Annotated in this window: 24 protein-coding genes; 15 read left to right on the top strand and 9 right to left on the bottom strand. The window is 38.5% G+C overall.

The genetic code is table 11. From position 1 onward, the window contains the following. Positions 1-54 precede the first annotated feature (54 nt). The 13 genes from B154_RS0108450 to B154_RS0108380 all read left to right on the top strand — a co-directional run bounded on the left by B154_RS0108450 (position 55) and on the right by B154_RS0108380 (position 17214). Positions 55-375 (top strand): ArsR/SmtB family transcription factor, encoded by a 321-nt coding sequence (locus tag B154_RS0108450; RefSeq protein ID WP_018613385.1) that lies wholly within the window; start codon positions 55-57, stop codon positions 373-375. A gap of 1 nt (position 376) precedes the next feature. After that, the gene (locus tag B154_RS0108445) at positions 377-841 is read left to right on the top strand and encodes an SRPBCC domain-containing protein (RefSeq protein ID WP_018613383.1); all 465 of its coding nucleotides are present in this window, start codon (positions 377-379) and stop codon (positions 839-841) included. Positions 842-847: 6 nt separating this feature from the next. After that, entirely contained in the window at positions 848-1234 is a 387-nt protein-coding gene (locus B154_RS0108440) for a DoxX family protein (RefSeq protein WP_018613381.1), read from the top strand. 9 nt (positions 1235-1243) lie between these two features. After that, on the top strand, positions 1244-1801 hold the full coding sequence (locus tag B154_RS0108435) for a DUF4256 domain-containing protein (RefSeq protein WP_245542568.1): 558 nt from the start codon (positions 1244-1246) through the stop codon (positions 1799-1801). 22 nt (positions 1802-1823) lie between these two features. Next, positions 1824-2687, top strand: coding sequence for a class I SAM-dependent methyltransferase (locus B154_RS0108430; RefSeq protein ID WP_033411365.1), 864 nt, complete (start codon positions 1824-1826; stop codon positions 2685-2687). 9 nt (positions 2688-2696) lie between these two features. Then, positions 2697-3299: a YdeI/OmpD-associated family protein gene (locus tag B154_RS0108425; protein ID WP_245542567.1), complete on the top strand. Its 603-nt coding sequence runs from the start codon at positions 2697-2699 to the stop codon at positions 3297-3299. 350 nt (positions 3300-3649) lie between these two features. Next, a complete protein-coding gene (locus B154_RS0108415; protein WP_018613371.1) occupies positions 3650-6409 on the top strand; it encodes a DUF1553 domain-containing protein in 2760 nt (919 codons plus the stop codon). Between the two features lie 152 nt (positions 6410-6561). Then, a complete protein-coding gene (locus B154_RS0108410) occupies positions 6562-8067 on the top strand; it encodes a DUF1501 domain-containing protein (protein ID WP_018613370.1) in 1506 nt (501 codons plus the stop codon). Positions 8068-8185: 118 nt separating this feature from the next. Further along, positions 8186-9115, top strand: a complete 930-nt coding sequence (locus B154_RS0108405; protein ID WP_018613368.1) for a sugar phosphate isomerase/epimerase family protein — start codon at positions 8186-8188, stop codon at positions 9113-9115. A gap of 790 nt (positions 9116-9905) precedes the next feature. Further along, positions 9906-13097 carry a SusC/RagA family TonB-linked outer membrane protein gene (locus B154_RS0108395; protein ID WP_018613363.1) on the top strand — a complete coding sequence of 1064 codons (3192 nt, stop codon included), beginning with the start codon at positions 9906-9908 and terminating at the stop codon, positions 13095-13097. A gap of 22 nt (positions 13098-13119) precedes the next feature. Continuing rightward, a complete protein-coding gene (locus B154_RS0108390) occupies positions 13120-14790 on the top strand; it encodes a RagB/SusD family nutrient uptake outer membrane protein (protein ID WP_018613360.1) in 1671 nt (556 codons plus the stop codon). Positions 14791-15494: 704 nt separating this feature from the next. Continuing rightward, positions 15495-16655, top strand: a complete 1161-nt coding sequence (locus B154_RS0108385) for a zinc-dependent alcohol dehydrogenase (RefSeq protein WP_018613359.1) — start codon at positions 15495-15497, stop codon at positions 16653-16655. 10 nt (positions 16656-16665) lie between these two features. Continuing rightward, a complete protein-coding gene (locus tag B154_RS0108380; protein ID WP_018613357.1) occupies positions 16666-17214 on the top strand; it encodes a hypothetical protein in 549 nt (182 codons plus the stop codon). A 164-nt stretch (positions 17215-17378) separates the two neighbouring features. Here the strand turns inward: B154_RS0108380 and B154_RS0108375 are convergent, their stop codons facing one another. After that, positions 17379-18518, bottom strand: coding sequence for a hypothetical protein (locus B154_RS0108375; protein WP_018613354.1), 1140 nt, complete (start codon positions 18516-18518; stop codon positions 17379-17381). Positions 18519-18676: 158 nt separating this feature from the next. Here B154_RS0108375 and B154_RS0108370 point away from each other — a divergent pair, with 158 nt between their 5' ends. Then, positions 18677-18955, top strand: a complete 279-nt coding sequence (locus B154_RS0108370) for a hypothetical protein (RefSeq protein WP_018613352.1) — start codon at positions 18677-18679, stop codon at positions 18953-18955. Positions 18956-19191: 236 nt separating this feature from the next. On the opposite strand, the gene B154_RS28035 is transcribed toward B154_RS0108370, so the two are convergent. The 3 genes from B154_RS28035 to ribD form a co-directional block, all read right to left on the bottom strand. Next, positions 19192-19638 carry a four-helix bundle copper-binding protein gene (locus B154_RS28035; RefSeq protein WP_018613349.1) on the bottom strand — a complete coding sequence of 149 codons (447 nt, stop codon included), beginning with the start codon at positions 19636-19638 and terminating at the stop codon, positions 19192-19194. Positions 19639-19921: 283 nt separating this feature from the next. Continuing rightward, positions 19922-20311 (bottom strand): response regulator, encoded by a 390-nt coding sequence (locus tag B154_RS0108360; protein WP_071595267.1) that lies wholly within the window; start codon positions 20309-20311, stop codon positions 19922-19924. Positions 20312-20547: 236 nt separating this feature from the next. Beyond that, on the bottom strand, positions 20548-21591 hold the full coding sequence (gene ribD, locus B154_RS0108355) for a bifunctional diaminohydroxyphosphoribosylaminopyrimidine deaminase/5-amino-6-(5-phosphoribosylamino)uracil reductase RibD (RefSeq protein WP_026260052.1): 1044 nt from the start codon (positions 21589-21591) through the stop codon (positions 20548-20550). A 40-nt stretch (positions 21592-21631) separates the two neighbouring features. On the opposite strand from ribD, the gene prmC reads away from it, so the two are divergent. Next, entirely contained in the window at positions 21632-22495 is an 864-nt protein-coding gene (gene prmC / locus B154_RS0108350; RefSeq protein WP_018613343.1) for a peptide chain release factor N(5)-glutamine methyltransferase, read from the top strand. Positions 22496-22504: 9 nt separating this feature from the next. On the opposite strand, the gene B154_RS0108345 is transcribed toward prmC, so the two are convergent. The 5 genes from B154_RS0108345 to B154_RS0108325 form a co-directional block, all read right to left on the bottom strand. After that, positions 22505-22909, bottom strand: a complete 405-nt coding sequence (locus B154_RS0108345) for an ExbD/TolR family protein (RefSeq protein ID WP_018613341.1) — start codon at positions 22907-22909, stop codon at positions 22505-22507. A gap of 203 nt (positions 22910-23112) precedes the next feature. Beyond that, entirely contained in the window at positions 23113-23814 is a 702-nt protein-coding gene (locus B154_RS0108340; protein ID WP_018613339.1) for a MotA/TolQ/ExbB proton channel family protein, read from the bottom strand. A gap of 222 nt (positions 23815-24036) precedes the next feature. Then, a complete protein-coding gene (locus tag B154_RS0108335; protein ID WP_026260051.1) occupies positions 24037-24366 on the bottom strand; it encodes a HesB/IscA family protein in 330 nt (109 codons plus the stop codon). Between the two features lie 75 nt (positions 24367-24441). After that, positions 24442-24861, bottom strand: a complete 420-nt coding sequence (iscU, locus tag B154_RS0108330; protein ID WP_018613335.1) for a Fe-S cluster assembly scaffold IscU — start codon at positions 24859-24861, stop codon at positions 24442-24444. 108 nt (positions 24862-24969) lie between these two features. Next, a complete protein-coding gene (locus B154_RS0108325; RefSeq protein ID WP_018613333.1) occupies positions 24970-26187 on the bottom strand; it encodes an IscS subfamily cysteine desulfurase in 1218 nt (405 codons plus the stop codon). Between the last annotated feature and the right edge of the window lie 120 nt (positions 26188-26307).

The following is a 26307-nucleotide window of genomic DNA, read 5'->3' as shown; positions in this document are numbered from 1 at the left end:
AAAAATTTGCGTAGCCAAATAACTACAGTATTTTTGTAGTCAAATAGCTACACAATGAATTTAAGACGAGACGTATTTCAAGCCATAGCAGACCCAACCAGAAGAGCGATACTTCTGCTGGTTGCTTCACAATCGATGACAGCAGGTGCAATAGCCGCAAACTTTGACACGGCAAGACCCACTGTTTCAAAACACCTGCAAATACTTACCGAGTGCGAATTGCTTACACAAGAACAAAACGGCAGGGAGATTCACTATCATATTAATGCAAAAAAAATGAAAGAAGTAGCTGACTTTATTGAGCCCTTCCGACAAATGTGGGAAGACCGTTTCAACAAATTAGAAGCCCTTATGAAAAAACATAAACCTAAATAATATGGAACAAAAAACAAAAATTTATGCCGAAGACGGCAAACAGGAACTAGTGATTTCAAGGGAATTTGATTTGCCATTGGAATTGCTCTTTAAAGCATATGTGGAGCCCGATATTGTTGAACAATGGATGGGAACGAAAGTGTTGAAACTGGAAAACAAAAAGCATGGCAGTTATCAATTTGAAACAACCGATCCTAAAGGAAACAAATACGGTTTCAATGGTGTAATTCATGAGTTCATCCCGAACCAAAAGATCATACGGACATTTGAAATGGCGAATACACCTTTTGGTGTTCAGCTTGAGTTCTATGAATTTGAACAACTTACCGACGACACCAGCAAACTGATGATGCATGTAATATACGAATCGGTTTCACAAAGGGACCAGGTGCTGCAGTTGCCATTTGCAAAGGGCATAAACATGGCACATAACCGGATACAAGACATCTTAACCAAAGTAAAATGACCTGTCATGGAAAAGAGAAAATTAATGATCTATTGGGTAGCCACAGCGTTACTGGCTTTTGGCATGCTGGTGAGTGGCTTGCAACAAATATTTCATGCAAAAGCAATAGTTGATATCATTGCGCCTTTAGGTTATCCATCATATTTCCTTTACATCATTGGTGTTTGGAAAATACTTGGAGTAATAGCTATTTTAATTCCACGATATAAACTAGTTAAAGAATGGGCCTATGCAGGTTTATTTTTTGTTATGACGGGGGCGCTTGTTTCGCATCTGGCAAGCGGGGATGATAGCATAAAGGGAATTATTGGGTCATTTATGCAGACAATTTTTATTATTTTGTCATGGTATTTCAGACCTGCTGATAGAAAAATCCTCTTAGCGAACCAATAAATGCAAAGCATGAAAAAGGAACTGCTACCAAAGCAACACGAAGAACTAATCAGTACATTAAAAGCACGTTTTGAGAAAAACATGAGCCGCCATAAAGATATTGAATGGGCTACAATACAAGCAAAGCTTGATGCCAACACTGAAATACTGTGGACGCTAAATGAAATGGAAAGAACTGGCGGTGAACCAGATGTTATTGGTATTGATAAAAAAACAGGCAAATTCATTTTTTGTGATTGTTCAGCGGAAAGTCCTAAAGGCCGCAGAAGCTTTTGTTACGACCGTGAAGCGCTAGAGGCAAGGAAAGAATTTAAACCAGAAAATACCGCTATTGATATGGCTGCTGCTATGGGCATTGAGCTTTTAACGGAAGAACAATACCGGGAGCTGCAGCAACTCGGAAACTTTGATTTGAAAACATCGAGCTGGGTGAAAACGCCTACTGATATCAGGAAGCTCGGGGGCGCCCTCTTTTGTGATCGTCGCTACGACACTGTCTTCGTGTATCACAACGGTGCAGAATCTTACTATGCAGCGAGGGGATTTCGTGGTTCAGTAAAGCTTTAAATTTGTAAGCAACTGTTGACAAATGAATAGCACAATTCCGAAGCAGCAAAACAAAAAGATGACGGAACCTGATACTACCGCAGTAAGAACAGCTTTATGGAGAGCTCTGCACGCACAAGTAGACGCAAAGCCTCACATACTTGAAGATGAAATTGGCTTACAATTGATAGCTCCACCAGATGATTGGCAGCAGCGTCCTGATATGAAATTTACAAAACGCCTTCGCGCTTCTGTTATAGCTCGCGCCCGTTTTATTGAGGATTTAATTATTGAACAAAGCAGTCATGGAATTAGCCAGTATGTTATTCTTGGGGCAGGACTTGACACATTCGCACTACGCCGACCAGATATTGCTTCCAAGTTGCATGTATATGAAGTTGACCAACCTGGCACCTTGGCCTGGAAGCAACAACGATTAATTGAACTTGAATTTAGCGTTCCGAAATATTTACATTTTGTACCTGTTAGTTTTGAAACTTCTTCGTGGTGGGAACAGTTACTAAAAGCCGGATTTGATATTCGCAAAGCTGCAGTTATTGCCTGTACAGGCGTTAGTCTGTACCTTACAAAAGAAGCGATTACTTCTACGCTACATCAAATTGCGGCACTTGCGACAGGTTCAAAACTCGCTATGACTTTTTACTTACCGATCGAGCATCTTGATGAGGAAGATAAACCTATGCAAGAAATAGCAGAGAAAGGCGCTCGTGCGGCAGGAACTCCATTTATGAGCTTTTTTACGACAGACGAAATATTGACTTTGGCTCGCGAAGCAGGTTTTAAAGAAGCAAAAACAATATCAACAAAAGATATGGATTATTTTACGAACAGAACCGACGATCTTTTGCCTGCAAGCGGAGAAGTATTTTTATTGGCAACAACATAAAAAACAAGTTTGAAAAACATACAAGCAAACATCATGAATCCTAAGGTTGATTTCTTTTTTAATAAAGCCGAAAAGTGGCAGAAAGAATTTGAGTATTTGAGAATGATCGTTCTTGACTGTGGGCTAGCCGAAGAACTGAAGTGGGGTTGTCCTTGTTACACGTTTCAGGAAAGCAACATTGTTTTAATACATGGGTTTAAAGAATATTGTGCGCTCTTGTTTTTCAAAGGCGCGTTGTTAAATGATCCTAATGGTATTCTCATTCAACAAACGGAGAACGTACAGGCCCCACGACAGGCCCGGTTCACTACCCTTCAGGAAATCGTGGAAATGCAACCAATTTTGAAATCGTATATCTATGAAGCGATTGAAGTAGAAAAAGCAGGTTTGAAAGTGCCGTTGAAAAAGGCTACAGAATTCTCCATTCCAGAAGAATTTCAACATAAACTAGATGAAAGCCAGGCCTTAAAAATTGCTTTTGATGCATTAACACCCGGAAGGCAAAGAGCATACATTCTTCATTTTTCTGCACCAAAACAATCCAAAACCCGAGAGGCAAGGGTCGTAAAATATATGCAGCAAATTCTCGATGGAAAGGGACTAAATGATTAGAACCTTTGACGAGGAAACTACACCAAACTATACCAACCAGCAAATTGAACTCTTTCGTTAGATAAAGTCGATGAAATCAAAGTTTGCCTAAAATCAATTAAAACTTTAATATCGCCGTTGTCAAACAAATTTATTTACCATTTGAAATCATACTTTTTTTTAAGGCTTCCGTTAACATACCAATTATAGTAATATAATCCATCATAAACAATAAATCATCCATTGTCTTTCTTTTTTATACCCCTAGCTTTGGTGATTGCGGTTATTGTAACGTAAATTTTATGAGTAGTTTTGTTACTCCTAATTGAGATTTACGATTATTGCCGATCTCCAAACAAATATGCCATATAATGATGCGATTGCTATCATCAAAACTTCTATTTGTTGCCATATTAATTATTGTAACTGCCAGTTCATTTATATTTCTTACGCATGATTCTCATGTTGACTTTACAACCCAGGTAAAACCAATTATAAACCGAAGCTGCATTACATGTCATGGAGGTGTCAGGCAAAAAGGTGGATTTAGTTTATTGTTTCGGGATGAAGCTTTGGCAAAAACAGAATCAGGCAAACGGGGTATAGTTCCGGGTGATCCTAATAATAGTGAAATGATAAGACGCATCAATCTGAAAAACCCAGAAGAGAGGATGCCTTATAAACACGACCCATTAAGCAAAGACGAAATAGATATACTTACCAAATGGGTCAAAGAAGGCGCACCATGGGGAGAACATTGGGCGTACGTTCCTGTAAAAGAAATTGCAGTACCTCAACCAACCTCTTTTTTAGGTTTGATACATTCTAAAAGTGATTGGGCAAAAAATGCTATTGATAATTTTATAGAACAAAAACTCAACGAACAGGAATTAAAGCCTTCTTCAAAAGCAGATAAAAACACCTTGTTACGACGAGTAAGCCTTGATGTAATTGGTATGCCTGCTCCCAAACCCATTGCCGAAAAGTATTTGTCTGATAGTAGTGATAAAGCTTATCCCGAGCTGGTAGATTCCTTATTGGCTTTACCAAATTACGGTGAAAAATGGGCTTCTATGTGGCTGGATATTGCCCGCTATGCAGATAGCAAAGGTTATGAGCGAGATGACAGTCGCAATATCTGGAAATACCGCGACTGGCTCATCGCATCTTTTAATAACGACAAGCCCTATAATCAATTTTTAACCGAACAGATTGCAGGCGATCTTTTACCAGCCGCAACAGATGATGATTACATAGCTACCGCTTTTCACAGAAATACCATGACCAATGATGAAGGCGGCACTGATAATGAAGAGTTCAGAACATCGGCTGTTTTAGACAGGGTAAACACAACATGGCAGGGAATAATGGGTACAACCTTTGCGTGCGTGCAGTGTCACAGCCATCCTTACGACCCCTTCAAGCACGAAGATTATTATAAGTTCATGGCCTTTTTTAATGATACCAGGGACGAAGACACGCAGGCCGATTATCCCTTGCTGCGCGACTATAATGACACACTGCAACAAGAAGTTTCAAATGTTGTAAAATGGGTAAAAACAAATGTTTCTCTACAAAAAGCCAAAGAGGTAAATACATTTTTAAAAACATGGCAACCATCTTACAACTCATTGACTTGCGACAGTTTTTCGAATAGCGAGTTGAATGATACCAAATGGTTAGCCTTTCGGAACAAAGCAGTTTGCCGTTTAAAAAAAGTTGATTTGCAAGATAAAACCGAACTTATCTTTCGATACCAGGCTTATACTAAAGGCGGGGTATGGCAAATTCATATAGATGAGCCTGCCGGAGAAGTGATAGCGACCATTCCCTTACCTCTTACTAAAAATGGATGGACAATTACTAAAACGAACCTTTCTGCTGCCAATGGAACACATGATCTCTTTTTTACCTACATCAACAATAATTTAAAAAAACCTACTGACAATGGTGCTTTATTTGACTGGTTTTATTTTACTGAGGAATTTCCCGGCCAGGACAAACAAGGATATGCGGAAGTAAAAAACGAATTCTGGAAATTGTTGACCGCAAACGTTTCCGCCACCCCTGTTATGATGGATAATCCCACTGATATGCACAGGGCCTCCTTTGTATTTGAACGGGGCAACTGGCTGACCAAAGGTAAAATGGTGCAGCCTGATGTTCCAAAGTCATTAAATCCATTTCCTGCAAAAGCCCCCCGCAACCGACTTGGTTTAGCTATGTGGCTAACATCAACAGAAAATCCGCTGACTGCACGTACAATGGTGAACCGGGTATGGGAACAAATTTTTGGAACAGGCATAGCCGAAACGCTGGAAGATTTAGGATCACAAGGTATTGCACCGTCTCATGTTGAACTGCTAGACTGGCTTAGCTACCAGTTTATGCACGATGATAAGTGGCGCTTAAAAAAATTGCTACGCAAAATTTTATTAAGCGCCACCTATCAGCAGGATTCAAAAGTATCACAGGAATTATTACAAAAAGATCCATACAATAAATATTATGCGCGCGGGCCGAGAATTCGTTTATCAGCAGAGCAAGTGCGTGACCAGGCGTTATGCATCAGCGGGCTTATAAGCAGCAAAATGTATGGCCCCAGTGTTTATCCTTTTCAACCAAAAGGCATATGGCTCTCTCCCTGGAATGGCGCAGAGTGGACACAGAGCAAAGGTGAAGACCAGTATAGAAGGGCTGTTTATACATATTGGAAGCGTTCTGCTGCCTACCCGTCTATGCTTACTTTCGATGGTGTTTCACGCGAAGTGTGCACTGCCCGCCGTATACGAACCAATACTCCTTTGCAGGCACTCGCAACCTTAAATGATTCTGCTTATATAGATATTGCAAGGCATTTTGCTTTGAGAATGCAAAGTGGAGCAGCGCAGGATGTTACAAAACAAATAAGTACAGGATATACCCTTGCAACCAATCATGCTATTGACGACAAGCGGATAAAGGCACTAAAAAATTTATATTACGTTGCGTATAACAAATTTAAAAATGCCCCTGACAAGACTTGTGAAATGATAGGCGAAATGGGAGACAACACAAATGCTGAAACAGCAGCATTGACAGTAGTTGCTAATGCAATATTAAATTTAGACGAAGTGGTAACAAAGAACTAACTATCAATTATAGCAAAAAGAAGATTCTTTGGAACGAATTTCGGGAATTTGATCAAGCTTTCGTTGTGTCACTCACTTGTACGGTAACAATTCTATTCGCCAAACAAATAGAATGCATTTTTATTTTATAGTTAAGCTCATAAAAATAAATAATGACACAAAAGGAATTACATAATCAGCGGCTGGTAAAGGAAGCAGAAAAAGCCGTTTTACAAATGAAANCCCGCCGTCACTTCTTAAAGGAGAGTGCTATGGGTCTGGGCGCGTTGGCGCTTGGTTCGTTATTTGGCAGCTGCAGCAGTAAAACTTCTCACAACAGTGTCATATTTGATCCTGCACATCCCCTTTTGCCAAAACTGCCCCCATTTGCAGCTAAGGCAAAAAGTGTAATCTACTTACATATGGCTGGCGCACCGTCACAGTTAGAATTATTTGACTACAAACCTGAGCTAATGAAAATGGATGGCCAGGACTGTCCTCCATCACTTCTTGCAGGTAAGCGGTTTGCATTTATACGCGGAGTACCTAAAATGCTTGGCCCACAGGCAAAGTTTGAGCAACATGGCGAATGTCGTGCTTACGTAAGCGAGCACATGCCGCATTTAGCAACTATTGTTGATGAGTTAAGCTTTTTGAAAGCAGTAACTACCGACCAGTTTAATCATGGCCCTGCTCAATTATTTGTACATACCGGCTCACCAAGACTGGGAAGACCGAGCCTTGGCTCATGGGTAACGTACGGATTGGGAACAGAAAATCAAAACCTACCAGGATTTGTTGTTTTAACCAGTGGAGGGAAAAATCCCGATGCTGGCAAGAGCGTTTGGGGTAGTGGGTTTTTACCTAGTGTGTACCAGGGCGTTCAATGTAGAAGCGAAGGCGACCCTGTGTTGTTTATAAAAGATCCTAACGGTATGGATAGGGATGTAAGGAAAGCATCGATTGATGCAATTAATCAAGTAAATGAAGAAGAATACAAGCAATACAACGATCCCGAGATTTTATCAAGAATTTCTCAATACGAGATGGCGTATAAAATGCAAATAGCAGCGCCGGAAGTAATGAACATTAACAACGAGCCAGCATATATACACGAAATGTACGGAACGAAGCCAGGTGAGGCGTGTTTTGCAAACAACGTACTGCTTGCAAGAAAACTGGTTGAAAAAGGTGTTCGGTTTGTTCAGCTATTTGACTGGGGATGGGATAGTCATGGTACAGACTCAAGCCTCGCTATTGACATTGGCTTTATTAATAAGTGCCGTCAGGTTGACAAATGTATTACTGCATTAATACTAGATTTAAAGCAACGGGGTTTATTAGATGAAACACTGGTCGTTTGGGGAGGGGAATTTGGTCGGACCCCAATGATGGAAAACAGGGAAGGCAAACAAAACCCTTACAAAGGAAGGGACCATCATACAGAAGCATTTACTATGTGGATGGCTGGCGCAGGTATAAAAAAAGGTTTTAGCTATGGAGAAACAGATGAGATTGGTTATAGTGCTATAAGCGGTAAAGTCGAACCTTTTGATGTGCAGGCCACTATTCTTGACCAGCTTGGCTTTGACCATGAGAAGTTTACGTACGATTTCCAAGGAAGGCCTTTCCGGCTAACCGATACAAGAGGAAAAGTGATAAATGAAATTTTAGCATAAAAAGATTAACACACCTGTATACCAGAAACATTCAAAGCACATAGATAAAAATGACTTATTAAGATTAAACGAAGTACACTATTCTTAATAATGATTGTATTTGTTGAAAAAAAATCAAATGACAGTTAACCGAAGAAAATTTTTACAAACAACAACCTCTGCATCAACAGCATTACTGCTTTCATCATTAAATGTATTAGCCGCACCAATGTCAGCGACTGACAGTGACTCTAATTTTAAGCTTAAACTTCTGGCTACTAACTGGGGGTTTAATGGAACGCTGGATGAGTATTGCGCTAAGGTAAAAAAAGAAGGATATGATGGTATAGAAATTTGGTGGCCAACACAAAAGGCTGAACAGGATACGTTGTTTGCATTATTGATAAAATATCAATTAGAAGTTGGCTTTTTAACAGCGGGAAACGAAAGTAATTACAAAGATCATTTTGATACCTTTAAGAAAATGATTGATGCTGCGGCTCGCAATACAACGCAAAAACCATTATACATCAACTGCCATTCAGGCCGCGATTATTTTAGTTATAAAGATAACAGAACCTTTATTGACCATACCACTTTGCTGGCAAAACAAACAGGTATTAAAATTTGTCATGAAACGCACCGTTCGCGAATGTTATATTCAGCGCCGGTGGCAAGAAGATTTATAGAAACTCTCCCTTCACTACGAATCACATTTGATGTGTCGCACTGGTGTAATGTACATGAAACGTTGCTGCAAGATCAACAGGATACTGTTGGTATGACGCTACAAAGAGTCGACCACATTCACGCGCGGATTGGCCATCCTGAAGGGCCGCAGGTAAATGATCCACGGGCACCTGAATGGGACAATGCAGTAAAAGCTCATTTTAAGTGGTGGGATAAAGTAGCGGAAATAAAGAAAAATAAAGGAGAAGTATTAACGATCCTGACTGAGTTTGGACCTCCAGATTATATGCCAACTGAACCTTACTCAAGAAAACCCCTGTCTGATCAATGGGCTGTTAATGTATATATGATGCAATTATTAAGGAAGAGATATAGCTGATCGAGAGCTACCAGGCTCACTATTTTAAAAATAAATAAGGGTCGTAATTGTAAAAACCTAAAAATAATTCCGGCTGCAATATTGAATGTTTAACAAAACTTGACTTTTTCGCTGATTATATGTAGATAAAGAAATTACTAGAATTATTAAATTGTCTGACAGAAAATTTTAACTAAGGAATGCCCCTTTCAGGTAGCGAATACAGAAAAAAAACACTCATTAAAATCAGCAAAGACTTTCCCTGTAAAAAGTATTTATTTACAAGCTTTTCAATTTTAAGATTAATAAAATATTCCAAAGGTAAAAAGCCTATTGTTTTTTAAACAGATTAGAAAAAGATAAAAATCAATGTGCGCAAAGTAAAGGGAGATATATTACAATTAGATTATTTAGACATTGCTAAGATAAATTTTCCGCGGTATTACAATGGCTTTTTGTCCAGCAAGGCATTGTTCTCTTTTATAAATTCGTAAGCGATACATGGAAATGATAACGAAAAATTTAACTAGTTGACTAAGGAAGAATATTAACAATAAATGCATTAAAATAAACTTTTTCTTACAATTCTGAGCGTCATAATACCTACTGTTTTAAAAGTTAACCAGCAATAACAACTTAATATTTCAACGTAATATAATCCATCATAAACATTAAATCGTCCATTATCTTCCTTTTTTATACATATATATTTGATAGTAGCCATTATCGTACTATACATTTTACGAGCTGATTTTGTTGCTCATAAAAAATATCTAACGATTCTCACAATCTAAAAACCAAACGCGCCATTATGAAAAAACACACCCATCTGTATTATGTATGCAGCTTTAATTTGCTAACGCATATTCCCTATCTAACTTTCAAAAAAATCCTGCTTGTTTCACTCCTTTTAATTTCTTTTACCATTGCATCAGCACAAAATAAAGTGCATATTAGAGGTGTGGTAACTGATGAAAAAAATATTCCTTTAGCTAATTGCAGCGTTACTATAAAAGGAGCTGCTTCAGGTGTGAGCACTGACTCAAAAGGAGCCTTTGTCATAGATGCCAATAACTCAAAATCAGTATTGATTGTTTCTTATATAGGTTACATAACTCAAGAGGTTCCTGTTGGAAAAGGAAGCAACTTAAATATAAAGCTAACTGCTTCTTCCACTGCTTTGAACGATGTTGTGGTTGTAGCCTATGGCACCCAGAAGAAAACATCTGTTACAGCGGCAGTATCAACTATAAAAGGAGATGCAATTGCAGAGCAACCAGTAGCAAATATCAGCAACAGCATTGCAGGGCGGGTTACAGGAGTTATTGCTACACAAGGCAGTGGTGAACCGGGTACAGATGGTTCCAGGATTTTAATAAGGGGCATAAGCACTACCGGAAATACAGAACCTTTGGTAATAGTAGATGGAATACCCAGAAATTATACCCAATTAGATCCAAATAGTATTGCTTCAATAAGTATTTTAAAAGATGCTGCTGCAGTGGCGGCATATGGCATGGGGGGAGCAAATGGCGTAATTTTAATTACAACCAAAAAAGGGAAAACGAGTGCTCCAAGCTTGTCTTATTCTACCTACTCTGGTTTGCAAAATCCTACGCAGCTAACAAAATTTGTAAATGCTTATCAATATGCTACCTTGTTCAATGCAGCTAATGACAACGAGGGTACGCCCCACGCCTATTCGCAAGAGGACCTTCAAAAATTCAAAGACCACAGTGATCCTGATGGCCACCCTGATCACAACGTATTGAAGGAATTAATCCATCCAAATACTTTAATCATGAGTCACAATCTTTCTCTTTCAGGTGGAGGGGAAAGAATAAGATATTATACCGGAGTTGGTTTTCTCTCTCAAAATGGAGCATGGGGGCCAACAAACTATAAACGTTATAATCTGACAGCAAATATTGATGCAGATGTAACCGCCACCACTAAAGTAAGCCTATCCATAAATGGAAGAGTAGAAGACAGGCATTTTCCTGGTCGTTCTTCGAGCCCGTCTGTTGGCGATCTCAGCATTTTTAACCAGGCATTCAGAACTCCACCAATTGCACCCCTAACCTTCACAAACGGCTTATGGGGCGGATATATTGGACGGTCTGCATACGGAAATGTATATCACAGCGGCTATAATCAAACTACTGGTTATACTCTTTTGAATCAAATTTCTATAGAACAGCAGTTGCCATTTATTAAAGGTTTAAGTGTAAAAGGGGTAGTAAGTTATGATTTCAATCCTTTTAATCCAACTGATCCAAACAATCCTTCTGCTGCCATTACCTCTTTCAATAGGTCATGGCTTACTCCTATTCCTTATTACAGTTATGATCCTGCTACACACACATATCCTCTTGCAGGAACTGATGGCCCTGCAAAACCCACTTATTCAGTTTCCTACAATCAAAGCCAGGCATTTACTTACCAGGGATATATCACTTATCATAACACCTTTGGCAAACATGATCTTTCAGGGCTAATCGTTTTAGAGACGAGGAATACGAAATCATCCATTTTTGGCGCGGGCAGAGTTAATTACAATGTTACTGTCCCTGAATTAAATAATGGCAGTTCCAACTCCACCGATATTAGTAATTATGGCTATTCAGCGGAAGCAAAACAAAAATCAGCAGTATATAGAGTGACATATGGGTATAACAATAAATATTTGCTGGAGGCTTCAGGAAGGTATGATGGCAACTATTTTTTTGCTCCCGGTAATCGCTTCGGCTTTTTCCCGGCGTTTTCTGCAGGGTGGAGGGTGTCTGAAGAAGATTTTATTAAGAATAATCTACCTTGGATAACTAACTTAAAAATCCGGGGGTCATACGGAGAATCAGGGGCTCTTGCAGGTTCACCTTTTCAATACTTAAACTCCTATACTTTATACGGAAATGCATCTGTACTAAATGGAGTTACAACACAGGGTCTATATGAAAATGCGGAACCTAATCTTAATATTACATGGGAAAGAGCTAAAAAAACAGATATAGGCATGGAAGCCAACCTCTGGAACGGGCTTTTGACTATAGAAGCAGATTATTTTACAGAAAAAAGAACAGACATGTTGTTTGCGCCTACGATAACTGTACCTACGGAATATGGGGTTGGACTATCACAAGTAAATTCTGGTGCAATCAAAAATCATGGTATCGAATTAACAATTGGAACATCTCACCGGTTATCAAATGATCTTAATGTTAGTTTAAATGCAAATGTAACTTATGCGAGAAATACTTTATTGCAAGTATATGAAACTAAGGCAACTTATGATAATCCAAATCGACGTATCACCGGAAGACCACTTGGTACCCAATTTGGCTACCAGGCATTAGGTTATTTTAAGGCTGAAGATTTTGCTTCAGATGGAACATTGAAACCGGGCATCCCAACCCAGCCTTGGGGGCAGGTTCATCCAGGAGATTTGCGGTATGCAGATTTAACAGGGCCAGGAGGAAAACCGGATGGTAAAATAGATGACATGGATCAAAAACCTATTGGCCATCCAGCTATACCTGAAATCCTGTATGGATTTTCACCTCGTATTACTTTTAAAGGTTTTGATCTGACACTTTTGTTTCAGGGAGCAACGAGCAGAAATTTTTATTTAAGTGGCCAGGCCGTCTGGCCTTTTGTTAACTCAGCGTCCGCAGTTATAACTACCCTCGATTATTGGACTCCCACTCATACAGATGCTACAAATCCGAGAGTCACTACACAGCCTACTCAGAATAATACTCAAACTTCATCCTGGTGGATCCGCAATGGATCTTATTTAAGATTGAAAACAGGCGAACTTGGGTACACTATTCCAGTAAGTGTTATGAACCGGATTAAAATTCAGTCTATCCGTTTTTATGTTTCAGGACAAAACCTGTTAACATGGAGCGCAATCAAAAATTTTGATCCTGAAGTAAACGTAAGTACTGGTCAATATTATCCACAGCAAAGAGTTGTTTCATTGGGTCTTAATGTTACATTTTAATAAAATATTTTAAAGAAATAAGATGAAGAATATAAATATCAAAAACTGCAGCAGCTATGTGTTGCTAACCCTGTTAACGATAATGAGTTATTCCTGTAATAAATCATTAGACGAGACGCTGGACGTTACGCCTCATGATAGGCTGACAGATAATGCTGTTTTTTCAGATGCAAATACAGCAGATCTTTTTCTAAATGATATATATGGCCAGCTTCCTGATGGTAATAATATGTATGATCCTTTTGACAACTGGTCTGATAATTCTATTTGCGGTTTTAGCTGGCCCTTATCCAGAACAATTGGACAACAGGCAAACTATACACCGTCTACTTTAGCTTTCTGGACTGGTCTTCCTTATGATTGGAGTCAGAATTATATTAACATAAGAAAAACGAACTTATTTATAAATAAAATTGCTTCTTCTGGTTTCACCGATGACTACAAGAAAAAAAGGACAGCCGAAGCAAAATTTCTCCGGGCTTTTTTTTATCACCAGGTATGGATGGCTTATGGCGGAGCCGCCATCATTACAAAACCGGATAATTTAGCAAAGGGCGGGGATTCTATATTTCATTCAAGAAGTTCTTCAGATGAAACAGTAAAATTTATAACGGATGAACTAAGTGCGGCTTCCGCTGATTTGCCAGAAGTAAATGAGCCTGGAAGAGTTACTAAAGGCGCAGCTCTTACTTTAAAAGGCTGGTGCGAATTGTTTGCTCATAAGTTTGCTGAGTCTGCGGCAACTAATAAACAAATTATTGAGCAACTGGGAAATGGCAACGTATATGATCTATATCCCAACTATCAAGTTCTGTTTTTAAATGAAGGTAATAGTAATAAAGAAGGAATATTATATCGACAGTATATACCAAGAGTAAAAGGTGGAAGTATTGAAGGTGTAACCGGCCCTACGTTTACAAAAGGAGGTGTGGAAACAAGTTGGGGAGGTGTAAATCCTACGCAGAATTTGGTTGATGATTATGATATGGATAATGGGTTGCCAATTACTGATCCGGCTTCCGGCTACAATCCTCAACAACCTTATACTCACAGGGAAAAAAGATTTTACCAGTCAATTGTTTATGATGGGTCTTACTGGTATAACGATACTATTTATACGCGCCAGGGAATAGGTAGTCCTAACGAAATCGATTTGTCTGATCATAATGATGCCGGACAAACAGGTTATTACCTGCGTAAGCGACTTAGTGATAAAATAACACTAGGAGCAGATAATTGGGATGGCCACAGTAGCGGTCAAAATTATTATATTTTCCGGTATGCCGAAGTGTTGTTGAACTATGCCGAAGCACAAAATGAAGCGGTAGGTCCTGACCCTACTGTGTACGACGCTGTAAATAAAGTTAGGGCAAGATCAGAATTGATTGGTTTACCGGCAGGTTTAAGCCAGGACCAGATGCGACAAGCTATACGTAGGGAAAGGAGAGTGGAACTTGCATTTGAAGATAAAAGGTATTGGGATTTGATTCGCTGGCATATCGCTCACATAAATCTGAATAAGCAATTATATGGCATTTCCATCAAGGCCGGTTCAAACGGTAGTTTAATCTATACACCTGTGACGGTGCCCGGCGGTGATAGAAAATTTAATGCTGCAAGTAATTATTTATTTCCTATACCCCAAATTGCTATTGACCAAAACAAGGAACTGCTTCAAAACCCTGGATATTAATATTTAATTGCTATTAAAGCTGCGTTGAAGAAAAGAGGAAAAATCGTTATAAGCTGAGGTCATTTTAATTTCATAGGTTTAATATTCATTAACCTTCACAAAGAAAAGGATAAGCATATTAAAGGTAATTGCTTATCCTTTTCTTTTTCATATAGGCAGCAAAACTTATTCCTACAATCCTTTGCCCAGGATGATTTTAAAATATTTAAAACATTGTTCTATTATCAGTACCCAAGTTGTAGAATGAATTAACCAGGTTGGCTAACGGACATAACCAATGTTATTAACAAAATTAAAAGTTATGAATAAGTGAAGCATCTAATTCTAAGTTGTAGGTAAAACAGTATTACACCTCAAAGAATTGAAAAGTGTTGTCGTTTAAGCAATTAGTGGCTTTTGAACTTTCCTAAATAAAATAGTTAACTCAATTCTTTATTAATCATATTTGCTGCAACTCTTTGACTTGCGGAATCCCCTTTCTTCTATACTATATAAATTATAAAGGCACCCCAAAGAATGAAAGCAAATTTGCTAACAATCATGCTTCAGCATCCAACTCCTTGGGAATAAATTTTGCATCAAAACATTTTAATATTTATTCAAGTACCTACCGGTTATCACAATTGTTTCAAAAAAACTGGTAATTAAAACTTTCATTTCTAAAGCCGATTTCAAAACAATTCAAAAAAAGAAAGGAGGATTTTATGTTAGCAATGAATTTCCGTGGACCTTACAGGATACGTGCTGATCGTAACAAACCTTATCCTGAAATTAAGCATCCTTACGATGCTATTGTTCGTGTAACCCGTTCCTTAATCTGTGGGTCTGATCTTCACCTGTATCACGGACTGGTTCCTGATACCCGTGTCGGTATGACTTTTGGCCATGAATTCACCGGTATTGTAGAAGAAATCGGGTCAGGCGTACAAAAATTAAAAGTGGGCGACCATGTACTTGTGCCCTTCAACGTGGCGTGTGGCACGTGTCCGTTTTGCAAGCAGGAGTTGTATGGCAACTGCCATGAATCAAATCCGGAGGCAACAGCAGTAGGTGGCTTTTTTGGCTATGCTCATACCGGCGGCGGATACGATGGAGGCCAGGCAGAGTATGTTCGCGTGCCTTATGCTGATGTCAGCCCAATGATCATTCCGGCAGGTATGGATATCGAGGATGCTGTATTGCTAACTGATGTAGTTCCAACAGGTTACCAGGCAGCAGAAATGGGTGGTATACGAAAAGGAGATACTGTAGTGGTGTTCGGTGCGGGTCCTGTGGGAATCATGGCTGCAAGGTGCGCATGGTTATTTGGCGCTGGTCGTGTAATTGTCATCGATCATATTGATTATCGGCTAGAATTTGCAAGAAATTATTCTTATTGCGAAGCTTATAACTTTAAGGAGATGGATGATCCCGTTTTGTTTTTGAAAAAACAGACTGATTGGTTTGGTGCAGATGTATGTATCGATGCAGTAGGCTGTGATGCATCTGGTAGTGCTTTGCAAACTATCACCGGGAAAAAATTATTGCTGCAGGCAGGCGCAGCTACTGCACTTCACTGGGCAATAAATTCAGTTAAGAAAGGCGGCATTCTTTCCGTTGTTGGCGTTTATGGTCCCCCATTTAATCTTGTATCTATTGGCAGCTTAATGAACAAAGGCATTACGCTCAGAACCAATCAGACATCCGTTAAGCGTCTCCTTCCGAAGTTAATAGATCATGTTATGGCAGGACGATTGAACCCCAAAGGACTTATTTCACATCGAATTCCTTTGGAAGAAGTGTCAGATGCTTACCACATCTTTTCTGCTAAACGTGATAACTGTATAAAACCACTTCTAATTCCACCACACGCTAATATAGCATAAAACCCTTTTTATGGAAAACAATGCAGAACCAAATAAAGTGTATAGTATAGACAGAAGTATGGCAAATACTTCAAAAGCTCATATTCCGGGTTGGGGTATTGATGCTGATCCGGAAAATGATCCTACTTATCCCATGAAGCATTGGAATGGCGCCGACCATGAAAGACTGAACTATGAAAAGCCACCCCAGCAGCCAATAGACATGGAGGTATTGCACTCAGTAGAGCGGCCTGGTATAACCAGTGTTTTCGGAACATCTACTCCGCCCAGCGGCCTTAGTGGAATGATACGCCGTTACGCATTTAAATATAGTGAAGCAACTGCTACTCACTGGATGACTCTTATTTTAGCTGATCGTGTAAATGTAATTGAAGGCTACATTGATGACCTAAAGAACGGGCACGTTCCCAACCCTTTTATGGAACGAGGTTGGCATGGAGAGTGGAAATACAACCGTAAAGGTTTTGTACAAACAGTGGCAATAGGTGCGGCCGTCACAGCTTCGGTAATTTTATTACTAAATCTTAAAAATAAAAAGAAGGTAAAGCCTGTAGCCTGAAGCTCTCTTAAAAAACATGCGATGTAACTAAATGAAAAAATGTTCTATTATTCTTTTAAAAAACTATGGTTGCGATAAATAGCAGCCATAGTTTTTACAACTAAAGTTCAAGTACTTATACCTCCATGTGTATTCTTTTCCTGGTTGAAAACAGGCAGTGCATTTTACACTTCAGCCACTTCCTTTGCTACATCGGTTTCAATACGTGCTTCAGCATCCCGCTCCGCGTATCGCTTAATTGTTTTTAGTTGCACTGCTTCCATTATTCCATGAACTGGTGGATAAAATAAATTGCCCATAAACCATTCTTTCCATTTTGGTGACATGGTCATTTTGGCTCTTACAACCAAGTGACTCGCCTCTTCTCCAACAGGCTCCAATACAAATGACCACGAGCTTTTAAAAAAACCTTCTTCTGTTTTCAATTCTCCTCCGATAACAAAATACTTCTCATGTTCAATTTGGTAAACTTCAAAAAAACTATCTTTTTTAGGTGTTGCAGATAATTTATCGCCTACTTTTCTATCACTCCAATCTCCAACCAAATGATCAGTACTTCTAACACCACCATTATCCAACCAGTCGATACTATACCAACCTGCACGGTCACAGCCCAATTGCATAAGATATGGCCATACGAAAGACACAGGCGCTTCGATGTTTATATGATCTGTGTCTACAAATTTTGTATCCGGAATTATTTCATCACCAGCTAAACTTCTTGTATCCTCCGCAGGCAAAACAAGCGAACCTAGTTCTTTTTCCAACCGCTCCATGAGCGTATGTCTGATTAACTTTGAAAACGCTCCTATTACATGGTAGTATCGATTTAGTTTTTTCCAACTTTCATCATCTGTGGCGCTCGTGCGCAGTTCAAAACAAATAGTGCTGCCTCCTAAATATGGTTCAACAGTTATTGACCAGGCCACTTTTCCCCAACCAGCTTCATTAAAATCTCTGTATTCCTGAGGCTTTATTTCGACAAAAGGAATATCTATATGCCAGAATTTTCCTACAGCGCCAACAACAACTTCTTTCCCCGGCGTTTCATGCAAAACCAAAAAGCCTTTGCCATTCTCCTCTATTTCATCTATAAAGCCTATTTTTTTATCTCCAAAACGTGGCCTTTCTTCGTGAAAAAGATCAGTAACGGTACGAAGATTAAATAAAAAACGAACCCACGGAACTGACGACATATCATAATGGCGTGCCAGCTTCCATGCCACTCCTGGTTTCACCTTTACAAAGATTCGCTTAGTCTCTGTATGACGAGGATTTGGCAGGTAAGTTTGAATAGCTTTCATTACTAAAAATTGAAGTTATTAAAATGATAATTATTCAAAATTGAACATTACTAAAAAGTAAAAGAATGATGATAATCAGGCTGCAGTGTGAGACTTTGCACATTTGATATTGAGGGTGAGAAGGGCCTGTAGCCAAAGATGAACCTTTCAAAGCCAGAATGTTAGTATCTCTGTCTTACCGTAAACATGTCCAAAAAATTATTTTAACGACCATTGACCATGTTTTAAATGCTTTAGCAACTCCTTCAGCCAGCATTTATAGTGCTTCAGCCAAACGAAGATTTTTTGAAAGACTTTTATTTAATAAAAAAGAAATTGCGGCTTCACTAAATGGGAAAAAATATAAAGAAGCAGAGAATGACAGTAAAAAAATGGCCCCCCCTGTGGAAACAGAGCGGCCTCTAACGATTGCTTGCCATATGAAGACACAAAATTAAGGAAAATTAGTGTTTAAACATTTAAATAAAATGCAAATATTTTTATAAATCGCGGCTTATACCTGCTTGCGAGCTGGTTACTACTTCATTTACCGGACTACAATTTTCAATATTAGTAATCGAATTACTGATTTTCTTTCTGTAGATTATAAATAGAGAAAAGCGTCCTAATTACGCTAATTAAAATTTTCCACAGAAAAATAAAAAAGAAATAATTTTTTTGCCTGGAATAAAAATCAGCTGTTGCCAGTATCAAACGCCCCTACCGGTGCAGCACCACTTGAGCCATAGTCGCTATGCATCATTTCCGGGGGTACTGGTACCCTATTTTCGTCAGCAGCATTAGTATTACCATTTAAAATACTCCTGCATGCATCTGCACATTCCCGGCAAGCTTCCGCACATTCCTGGCAATGTTCTGTATTATGTTGGCTGCATTCTGCGGCACATGTGTCACAAATATCGGCACAAATCAGGCAAAGCTCTTTTGACTTTCTTCCGCCCATACTCATAACCTGTGCAGCTGCATAGCAAATGGCAGCACATTCCATATCGAGTTGTATGCAACCCGCCATCATTTTGATATTTTCTTCCTGCGTGCAGGATGAAGCACAATGATTACAAATAGCTGCACATTTTAAGCAGGCTTCAATACAACTTTTGTATGTGTGATAACCGGTCATAATAAAATTATTTTATATTAAATACCTATTTCAATTCAAAAACCAAACCAGTGGTAAAAGGTAAAAAAGGAATATTGCATTAATAATAACAGCTACAAGAAAAGTGCTAGACGCTTAAAAATGTTGTTCCGCGGGTGCAAGAGCGGTTACATTATAGAGTTCCTTAAAACTTTAGTAGTATAGCCAATCAAGATGTGAGGGTTTGTTGAAGTTAATAACAATTGATTGACCATTTGGCAAACTGGAGTAGAGGTTTGCTGTATTCTTTACAATCCAGTCGATCCTAAATGACATTGCACAGCCCGTTTTCTTGCACCAGATCTTTTAATTCTTCAATTTTACTTTTGAGTTGTTCCATTGTTGCCGGTTTTACCATATAGCAATCAGCACCAAAATTTGCATCGGTATTTGTCATAGCATTTCTTGGCATAGAAGATAACATTATAACAGGTATTCTTTTTCCCGGTAATTTTTTTAAATAAGATACTATTTCAATACCCGAAACATTTGGAAGCAACATATCTGTTATTACCATGTCCGGCGATTCACGATCAATAGTCTCAATCGCCTGTTTTCCATCTTTGGTACAAATAACGTCGTGTTCCAGCCTTTTCAGCATCGTGGTTAGTACGATCATCATAATTGGATCATCTTCGCAAACTAATAATTTCACAAATAATCTTTAGATAATAACGATATTAATTTCATTTTATTTTAAAATGAAATTACAAAATTCTATACTATGTATCTCTTACATTTATGTAAAAAGTTCAGCTGTTATTTCGTTTACTTTTTCTATTGGGAAATACCTAAGGAATATAGAGTTGAATTAAAAGCCCGATCGATATGTAACAGGGCCATTTTAGATGTTTCAAACTAATTAGAGATTCAAATATCAGGGTATTACGATTATAAGTTACTAGCGTAAAAGGAAATGACATCTGTCGATACCTTTTCAGAAGTAAGCAGGTGATGATCTGACAGTACAGGAGCTTCTAATCCCTTATCAATTATTAGTAGCTCATTTTCAATTACACGTGCCTCATCCCATAACTTTTCTTCAACAAATGACTGCAACAGTGTTGTTCCTCCCTCTACTAATATGCTTTGAATGTGCAGGTCATAGCAAGATTTCAAAATGGCTCTAACACTAAAAGTATCCTGATCTATTTTATAATAAAGCAAGTTCCCATCATCCTCGTGTTTCATGGAATTAAAGATGACGGTTTTTTGTTTTTTATCAAAAATCTGTAAATAGGATGGTAATCTTAAATTCATATCTACCACCAATCTTATAGGGTCATGACCAGTCCAGTTGCGAGTATTTAATGAAGGATTGTCATACAAAGCAGTATTTGTTCCTATCATAATTCCGGCTTCCATACTTCTCCATTTGTGTACCAGCCGGTTGCTAAAATCATTACTTATAAAAACCCTTGAAAAATCATTGTTCGCAATTTTTCGGTTCTTACTTTGAGCCCATTTTAAGATAATGTAAGGCCGTTTTTTTATATGAAAAGTAAAAAATCTTTTGTTCATCTCTTTACATTCACTTTCTAAAACTCCTTTAATTACCTCAATACCTGCTTTTTCAAGCTTTTCAATTCCCTTTCCATCTACCTGCTCAAAAGGGTCTCTGCACCCTACAACTACAGTTGGTATTTTGTGCCTGATGATTAAGTCCGCACAAGGTGGAGTTTTGCCATAGTGAGCGCAAGGTTCTAAAGAAACATAAATAATAGATTTTTCAATTAGATGCCGATCTTCTTCTTTTACGCTATTAATGCAATTAACCTCGGCATGCGCCTGCCCATATTGCCGGTGATACCCCTCCCCTATTATCCTGTCCTCATAAACAAGGACAGAGCCAACCATAGGATTTGGCGCTACATAACCTGCCCCCAGTCTTGCCAGCTCTATGCAGCGATGCATGTATAATTCATGTTGATTCATCCTGCTTCAAAAGTAATTTAAAAAAATAGTAGCATTGCAAATGACTATTCAATTTGCTTACAAGCAATTACTGGCTCGACTGTATGAAATCTATGACAGTAGAGAGGCGGCAAATATTGCCGATTGGGTAATAGAAAATGTTACAGGCCAACGAAAGATTGACCGTATTATTTATAAAGATTTACCTGTAAGTGAAGCGCAACAATTACAATTAGCAAAACTTGCCGAAGAATTACTACAGCATAAACCAGTGCAATATGTTTTAGGTGAAGCATGGTTTGCGGATATGAAACTAATGGTAAATAAAAGTGTTTTAATTCCAAGGCCAGAAACGGAAGAGCTGGTGGAATGGATGTCGGAGGATATAAAAAAGTCAGGTGATACAGAAATTTTATTGGTAGATGTAGGTACCGGAAGTGGGTGTATTGCGATTGCAATGAAGAAAAAACTACCAGGTTTAAAAGTTTCCGCTATTGATGTTTCAAAAGATGCTTTGGAAGTAGCTAAATTAAATTCGCTAAAACAAAAAACAAATGTTGAATTTCTTCACCTTGACTTTCTCAATGAGAATGAATGGAACAATCTCAATAAATATGATATAATTGCCAGCAATCCTCCTTATATAAAAGAAAGCGAAGCAGCAGAGATGCAGAAGAATGTATTGCAGTATGAGCCTCATCTTGCATTATTTGTTCCCAATGAAAATGCACTTACTTTTTACGAAGCAATTGCAAGATTTAGCCGTGAACATTTAAAACCAAATGGAAGCGTATATGTTGAAATTAATGAGGCTTTAGGAGATCAGGTGGTTAAGGTTTTTGCAAAAAACGGGCTTTCAGAAATTATACTTAAAAAAGACTTGCAGGGAAAAGACAGAATGGTAAAAGCAACGCGAGCCAGTTAAGAAACTTACCTATTTCGCCCCGCTATTATCTACAGCCATCACTGGCGTAGCGCCTAATTTTTTTATTACCTGCATTACTTTTATAGCAGTACCAAGATGAGAAGTACTGTCGCCGTTAATAACAACGGAAGGTTTATCTGTTTCTTTTGCAAGAAAAGTTTTCAATTCTGTTTCTAACTGGTCCATACCCACTTTTCTCTGGCCCAGATACAAATTCTGATCTTTATCAACAGTTATCACTACTGTCTGCTTTGACTTGGTATCACTTTTGGCTTTGGGATTAGACACCTTAATTACATTAGGATTTGCCAATGTAGACACAATCAGGAAAAACAATAAAAGGATAAACAATATATCATTTAATGCACCGGTGTGCACTTCTGGGTGAGTTCTTAACCTGTTACGAATATTCATTGAACTAACTACAATTTTTTAAATATTATGCCTTTTCTATCCTTTTATTAAGCAACATTTTTATATCCTTTTATCAAAAAGCAAAAAAAAGATATAAAGCCAAACGGAGCGTTGCGACGATGTATAGCCAGAGTATTGATGCTTGCAAAACTATTTCTCTTTTTACAAAATCTACCTCAAGCCAATACTAAGTGTCTTTATCCTTATCGCGTAGGTTCTTGCAACACGTCTATAAAATCAGAACTTGCCACTTCCATTCTGTTGGCTGTTTTATCTATCTGGGTCGTTAGAAAATTGTGCCCCACATAAGCAATCAACCCAATGATAAGACCTGTCGCAGAAGTTACCATTTTTGTATATATACCACCGGCAATCGTGTTGAGGGTGTACTCCCCCGTGCTTGCAATACCATAAAACAATTGCACCATGCCCACAATAGTTCCGAGAAAGCCAAACATAGGTGCTATACCTGCAATAAGCGATAGTATATTTAGGTTTCGTTCCATTTTATACATCTCAAGCTTACCAACATTTTCCATGCTTTTTTCAATAGCGTCAATTGGTTTGCCGATACGTTGCAAACCTTTATCGATAATTCGCGCTACAGGATTGTTGGTGTTCCTGGCCAGGTTACGGGCCGCGGAAAGATTCCCCGTCATGATGTTATCTCGAATCATCTTCATAAAATTCCCCTCTATATTGCTTGCTTTTCTTATAGCAATCAGCCTTTCGAAAAAGACAAATATGGCGACTACCAATAACAGGTAGAGAGGATACATTATAAAGCCTCCTTTAGCCAATAATCCCCACAGTGAAATTTGTTCTGCTGCTGGCTGCGCGGCCGTTGCGGCCACAGTTGAGTCTGCTACTTGTTGCGTTCCAATCTGAAGTAATATCCAGGTCATTTCGTGTATAAATTGTTTTAGGCGTGTAAAAGTAATTAAACGATTACAAGTTGCTGTTTCTGATTATAAAAAATGTTAAAGAACAGGTAGACGAATGTAATTGCTTTACCAACAAAATGCTGCTTGGTAGCCTGTTAAAGTTTTGCAATGCTTTATTCAAAGATTGCCCAGCACAAAAAAAGCCGGCACATCTGTCCGGCTTCTCCTGAAATATTTATTATTTTATACTGCGAAGCTTTCACCGCAGCCACAACTGCGGCTTGCGTTAGGATTGCTAAAATAAAAACCCTTTCCATTTAATCCATCAGAAAAATCGAGAGTTGTATTTACGAGGTAGAGAAAGCTTTTTAAATCCGTGACCACCTTTATTCCATTGTCCTCAAACTCCTGGTCCATCGGCTTTTTTTCATTATCAAAATCAAGCTTGTAACTCAATCCTGAGCAACCACCACCAACCACTGACACCCGCAAAAAGTATTCTTGATCTTTTATATCGGCATCTTTCATAAGGTTGTACACCTTAGCTTTAGCCTTATCACTTACGTAAATCATATTTAAATAACTTTTAGTCTTAACCTCAGGCTGCACGCTTATCTTTTTAAAAGCGGCAGCTAAAAGCTTTACTGCTTAGTGCACAATGCTTTCTTCAAACTTAATTTGTTCAAGACCATTTTTTACGCGGTAGTCATTAATTGCAGCCTTAATTGCATCTTCAGCGAGAACAGAACAATGGATCTTTACGGGAGGAAGGTTTAATTCTTCCACAATATCCATATTGTCTATTGCTATTGCCTGGTCTACAGTTTTTCCTTTTAGCCACTCAGTAGCCAAAGAAGAAGAAGCAATTGCCGAACCGCAGCCAAAAGTTTTAAACTTAGCATCCTTAATTACACCGGTCTCATTGTCCACTTCTATTTGCAAGCGCATTACGTCTCCGCACTCGGGTGCGCCAACAAGGCCAGTACCAACACTTTTGCTGGACTTGTCTAACGTACCAACATTTTTAGGATTTTGATAGTGATCAATTACTTTATCTGAGTATGCCATGCTATATTATTTGAAGATTTTTAAATATATTAATAAGAAAAGGAATAATGTTATTTTTCTGGGTTGATCTCAAAAACCAAAGTTTTGAAATTTTTAAAGGCTTACTTTTTAATGAGCAGCCCACTCGATTGAATTAAGGTCTATCCCTTCTTTATACATTTCCCACAACGGGCTCATTTCACGTAATTTTAATACAGTATTTCTTACCTGCTCTATTGTATAATCAATCTGCTCTTCTGTTGTAAACCTGCCTAATCCAAAACGAAGAGAACTATGGGCGAGGTCATCACCTAAACCTAAAGCTTTTAAAACATAGCTTGGTTCAAGAGATGCAGAAGTACATGCTGAGCCTGAACTCAGCGCAATATTTTTATTGAAACCCATCAACAACCCTTCACCTTCTACATGCTTAAAAGAGATGTTGGTTACATGTGGAAGACGGTGTTCACGGTTTCCATTTACATAAGCTTCTTCTATTTTCAACAGTTCAGTTTCAAGTTTGTCTCTTAATTTACCCAGACGTTTTGCATCACCCTCCATTTCAAGGCGGGCGAGTTCTGCTGCTTTACCAAAACCAACAATTCCGGGAACGTTTAAGGTGCCGCTACGCATTCCTCTTTCGTGTCCACCGCCATCCAACTGCGCAGTAACTTTAACACGAGGATTTTTACGACGGACGTACAAAGCACCAATTCCTTTTGGGCCGTACATTTTATGAGCAGTAAAAGCCATTAAATCAATACCATCTTTTTGTACATCTACAGGAATTTTACCAACAGCCTGTACTGCATCTGTAAAAACCAGCACACCATGTTTTTTTGCAATTGCGCTTATTTCCTTAATCGGCTGAACCACACCAATTTCATTATTTGCATACATGATTGCAACTAAGATAGTAGTAGGTTTTATAGCTGCTTCAAGTTCTGATAAATCAATTAAACCATCAGCCTTTACCTGCAGGTATGTAACCTCACCGCCAAGTTTTTCTATATGCTTGCAGGTATCTAAAACAGCTTTATGTTCTGTAGTAGCTGTAATTATATGGTTGCCTTTGGCGGCATACATTTCAAACACACCTTTTATTGCCAGGTTATCTGCTTCTGTAGCGCCGCTGGTAAAAATGATTTCTTTAGGGTCTGCTCCTACCAATTTTGCTACCTGCTCTCTTGCATAATCAACTGCCTCTTCTGCAGCCCAGCCAAAGGGATGATTACGACTGGCAGCATTTCCAAAATTTTCTGTGAAATAAGGAATCATTGCCTCAACTACACGGGGATCGCAGGGCGTAGTAGCATTATTATCTAAATAAACCGGTAATTTCAACATAGTTCTCTGTTTTCTTCTTTTCAGTATTATTTACAAAAGTAACACAATAACAGGGATAAATTTGTGTGTGAAAGGTCGTCTCGTTCTTTTTCCACAATTCGTAACAAGAGACACATGTTA

The organism is Segetibacter koreensis DSM 18137, assembly GCF_000374045.1.
Classification (GTDB): domain Bacteria; phylum Bacteroidota; class Bacteroidia; order Chitinophagales; family Chitinophagaceae; genus Segetibacter; species Segetibacter koreensis.
This window is presented reverse-complemented; position numbering and strand designations above follow the sequence as displayed.

What these genes read in the sequence shown, in the direction of transcription:
- B154_RS0108435 (WP_245542568.1), top strand. Translation starts at nt 1,244, where the DNA reads ATGAAAAAGGAACTGCTACCAAAGCAACACGAAGAACTAATCAGTACA.
- B154_RS0108440 (WP_018613381.1), top strand. Translation starts at nt 848, where the DNA reads ATGGAAAAGAGAAAATTAATGATCTATTGGGTAGCCACAGCGTTACTG.
- B154_RS0108430 (WP_033411365.1), top strand. Translation starts at nt 1,824, where the DNA reads ATGAATAGCACAATTCCGAAGCAGCAAAACAAAAAGATGACGGAACCT.
- iscU (WP_018613335.1), bottom strand. Translation starts at nt 24,861, where the DNA reads ATGGCATACTCAGATAAAGTAATTGATCACTATCAAAATCCTAAAAAT.
- B154_RS0108385 (WP_018613359.1), top strand. Translation starts at nt 15,495, where the DNA reads ATGTTAGCAATGAATTTCCGTGGACCTTACAGGATACGTGCTGATCGT.
- B154_RS0108370 (WP_018613352.1), top strand. Translation starts at nt 18,677, where the DNA reads ATGTTAGTATCTCTGTCTTACCGTAAACATGTCCAAAAAATTATTTTA.
- B154_RS28035 (WP_018613349.1), bottom strand. Translation starts at nt 19,638, where the DNA reads ATGACCGGTTATCACACATACAAAAGTTGTATTGAAGCCTGCTTAAAA.
- B154_RS0108375 (WP_018613354.1), bottom strand. Translation starts at nt 18,518, where the DNA reads ATGAAAGCTATTCAAACTTACCTGCCAAATCCTCGTCATACAGAGACT.
- prmC (WP_018613343.1), top strand. Translation starts at nt 21,632, where the DNA reads ATGACTATTCAATTTGCTTACAAGCAATTACTGGCTCGACTGTATGAA.
- B154_RS0108325 (WP_018613333.1), bottom strand. Translation starts at nt 26,187, where the DNA reads ATGTTGAAATTACCGGTTTATTTAGATAATAATGCTACTACGCCCTGC.
- B154_RS0108445 (WP_018613383.1), top strand. Translation starts at nt 377, where the DNA reads ATGGAACAAAAAACAAAAATTTATGCCGAAGACGGCAAACAGGAACTA.
- B154_RS0108380 (WP_018613357.1), top strand. Translation starts at nt 16,666, where the DNA reads ATGGAAAACAATGCAGAACCAAATAAAGTGTATAGTATAGACAGAAGT.
- B154_RS0108345 (WP_018613341.1), bottom strand. Translation starts at nt 22,909, where the DNA reads ATGAATATTCGTAACAGGTTAAGAACTCACCCAGAAGTGCACACCGGT.
- B154_RS0108450 (WP_018613385.1), top strand. Translation starts at nt 55, where the DNA reads ATGAATTTAAGACGAGACGTATTTCAAGCCATAGCAGACCCAACCAGA.
- B154_RS0108340 (WP_018613339.1), bottom strand. Translation starts at nt 23,814, where the DNA reads ATGACCTGGATATTACTTCAGATTGGAACGCAACAAGTAGCAGACTCA.
- B154_RS0108395 (WP_018613363.1), top strand. Translation starts at nt 9,906, where the DNA reads ATGAAAAAACACACCCATCTGTATTATGTATGCAGCTTTAATTTGCTA.
- B154_RS0108390 (WP_018613360.1), top strand. Translation starts at nt 13,120, where the DNA reads ATGAAGAATATAAATATCAAAAACTGCAGCAGCTATGTGTTGCTAACC.
- B154_RS0108335 (WP_026260051.1), bottom strand. Translation starts at nt 24,366, where the DNA reads ATGATTTACGTAAGTGATAAGGCTAAAGCTAAGGTGTACAACCTTATG.
- B154_RS0108405 (WP_018613368.1), top strand. Translation starts at nt 8,186, where the DNA reads ATGACAGTTAACCGAAGAAAATTTTTACAAACAACAACCTCTGCATCA.
- B154_RS0108415 (WP_018613371.1), top strand. Translation starts at nt 3,650, where the DNA reads ATGATGCGATTGCTATCATCAAAACTTCTATTTGTTGCCATATTAATT.
- ribD (WP_026260052.1), bottom strand. Translation starts at nt 21,591, where the DNA reads ATGAATCAACATGAATTATACATGCATCGCTGCATAGAGCTGGCAAGA.